Origin of the sequence: Lyngbya aestuarii BL J (assembly GCF_000478195.2) — a bacterium.
Classification (GTDB): domain Bacteria; phylum Cyanobacteriota; class Cyanobacteriia; order Cyanobacteriales; family Microcoleaceae; genus Capilliphycus; species Capilliphycus aestuarii.
This window is the reverse complement of sequence record NZ_AUZM01000424.1, coordinates 1-311: the sequence shown is the minus strand read 5'-3', so window position 1 is coordinate 311 and position 311 is coordinate 1. Positions and strand designations below refer to the sequence as shown.

Here is a 311-nt window from a genome sequence, read left to right as displayed (position 1 = left end):
TGCATTTAGTTTGACGATTGGGACTCCGGCCGGATTAATGGGTGTACGCGATCCTCATGGTATTCGTCCTTTAGTTATTGGAACTTTAGATACCAATCCCACTCGATATGTTCTGGCTTCTGAAACCTGTGGGTTAGATATTATCGGGGCCGAGTTTTTACGAGAAGTTAAACCGGGTGAAATCGTTTGGATCACTGAAGATGGATTGCAGTCTATTGAGTGGCAATCCCAACCCTCTCGCAAACTTTGTGTGTTTGAAATGATTTATTTTGCCCGACCCGATAGCCAGATGGAGGGAGAAAGTCTCTACA

1 protein-coding gene is annotated in these 311 nt (G+C 44.7%); it reads left to right on the top strand.

The window, feature by feature from the left end; translation table 11 throughout:
• Positions 1–311, top strand: a 311-nt coding sequence (locus tag M595_RS28785) for a class II glutamine amidotransferase domain-containing protein (RefSeq protein ID WP_023070073.1), incomplete at both ends; no start/stop codon positions are given.